The following is a 1,810-nucleotide window of genomic DNA, read 5'->3' on the forward strand; positions in this document are numbered from 1 at the left end:
CCCGCCGGGCAGGATAAAGGCTGGCCCGCTGCTGGTGGCATGCCATCCGGCACGATCCACGCAGCGCAGGCGGGTGCGGGTCTTCACGCTGGCGATGAACTGGCGGAGGTGGCGCGTGGCGGAAATGGAGCAGTTCAGCCCGGCATCTTCCAGCTCACCGGCGATCTCCTTGCCTTCGCCATGCACCAGCTTCTTGGGGATGGCCCACTGGTGCGGGCGGTGGTCGCGGTCTGCCCAGCGGATCAGAAGGCCCCATGCCTGCCCGGTGCCGTCGTTGGTTTCAGCCACCACATCGAAGGGCGCTGCAATCCAGACAGGGGATGGCGGCAGGTCGCCTGTGGTCTCGGGCATGAAGTTCAGGCCGAAGCGGTTCATGTAATAGCCGTGGGGCATTTCCACGTTGGGCGCGGCCAGCGGGGCCTTGTCCAGCAGCGGGCGCAGGATCTCCATATCCGGCACGTCGTCGCCCTGTGTCATGTCGAACGGCAGATCATCGGCCAGATCCCACCCTGGCGGCAGGCCGGTCGGCAGTTCGACCTTGCGCGTGATCCCTGCCCCTGCTTCGCGTAGCAAACGGATCACATCATCTGCCCAGGACTGACCCGCATCGTCATTGTCCGGCCAGATGGTGACGCTCCGCCCGGCCAGGGGTGACCAGTCATTGTTGGCCGCCGCCTTGCTGCCACCCTGCGAGGTCATGACCACGAAATCGGGAAACAGGCGGCCGGCCGCCTCCGCTGTCTTTTCACCTTCCACCAGCAGCACGGGGGCATCCCCAAAGGCGGCAAGCTGGTCCAGCCCATAGAGCGGTAGCGGCTTTGCGCCCTGTTTCCAGTGCCAGCCCGTCGCATCGTGGCGGTTGCCGCGGCTATCGGTCCAGACCCGGTGGCCATAAGACAGTGGCAACACCACCTTGCCACCAGCACCGTCATCCTTGCGGAAACGGGCACAGAGCGGCTGGCCGTCCGCATCGCGATAGACCCACATGGCGGAGGCGCCACGCGGCATGTCTGGCGCGCACGGTGCGGGGCTGACAGGTTCCCATATCTCGCGCCCATCATCTGCGGGGGCTGTTCCCTGCCGTTCGACCTCCGACAGCGGGGCAAAGGCGGTTTCAATGCCGGGTGTAAGGTCAGTGACATTGCCGAAATTATCGACGGAGGTGGCAGGCACGGGGATATGCGGATCAGGTGCGGGATCGGTGTAATCGGTAGGCATGTCGGTTTCGTTCATGCGTCACCTCCCAGCCCCAGCATGGTCGCCAGACGGGCTGCGGCCTCGCCCTGGCGGATATTGAACAGGTAGGCGGCCAGCGATACGGGATCACCGCCCCGATCGCCCGTGGCAAAGTCAGACCAGCGGCAGGTATTCATGTTCACCTTGAAGGAGCCCGGTTCGCGGTCGCCGCGCCGGGGATTGCGAGCCACCCATTCGTGGCCTTCACGCTTGCCGTCCGGCAGCCAGCGCCCCAGCAGGGCAGGCAATGCGGCCAGGGCGGCACGATTGATACGCTCGAAGTCGATACGGTGCTGGGTCATGGCTGCAGCTCCCGCCCCAGCGCCACATCGCGCATGATGGTCGCCGCGCCGACCAGCACCTCAAGGGCCTGTGGTCCGGCACGCTCCAGTTCCAGCCCCAGAAGGTGGCTCATGGCGGAGAACGCCGCGCACTGGGCAATACTGCGCCCCTCACCCAAGGGGGGCGGGTCCTGTGCGATGCAGCGTTCCAGCTGATCGAGGTAGTCGCGCGTCATGGCCCGCACCATCTGCTGGCGCGTGGCGGCGTCAAAAGCAGTGGTTTGGCTCATGCG

3 protein-coding genes are annotated in these 1,810 nt (G+C 65.9%); all 3 read right to left on the reverse strand.

Annotated elements, in window-relative coordinates; all coding sequences use genetic code 11:
- Positions 1–1,233 (reverse strand): DUF927 domain-containing protein (locus tag ABF824_RS15565; RefSeq protein WP_415489889.1); only part of this gene is annotated, 1,233 nt, incomplete at its 3' end.
- The gene (locus ABF824_RS15570) at positions 1,230–1,538 is read right to left on the reverse strand and encodes a hypothetical protein (protein WP_308720891.1); all 309 of its coding nucleotides are present in this window, start codon (positions 1,536–1,538) and stop codon (positions 1,230–1,232) included. The genes ABF824_RS15570 and ABF824_RS15565, both read right to left, overlap by 4 nt.
- The coding region (locus ABF824_RS15575; RefSeq protein ID WP_415489890.1) for a hypothetical protein at positions 1,535–1,810 on the reverse strand (276 nt) is incomplete at its 5' end. The genes ABF824_RS15575 and ABF824_RS15570, both read right to left, overlap by 4 nt.

Origin of the sequence: Acetobacter sp. (assembly GCF_047721705.1) — a bacterium.
Classification (GTDB): Bacteria; Pseudomonadota; Alphaproteobacteria; order Acetobacterales; family Acetobacteraceae; genus Acetobacter.

What these genes read in the sequence shown, in the direction of transcription:
- ABF824_RS15570 (WP_308720891.1), bottom strand. Translation starts at nt 1,538, where the DNA reads ATGACCCAGCACCGTATCGACTTCGAGCGTATCAATCGTGCCGCCCTG.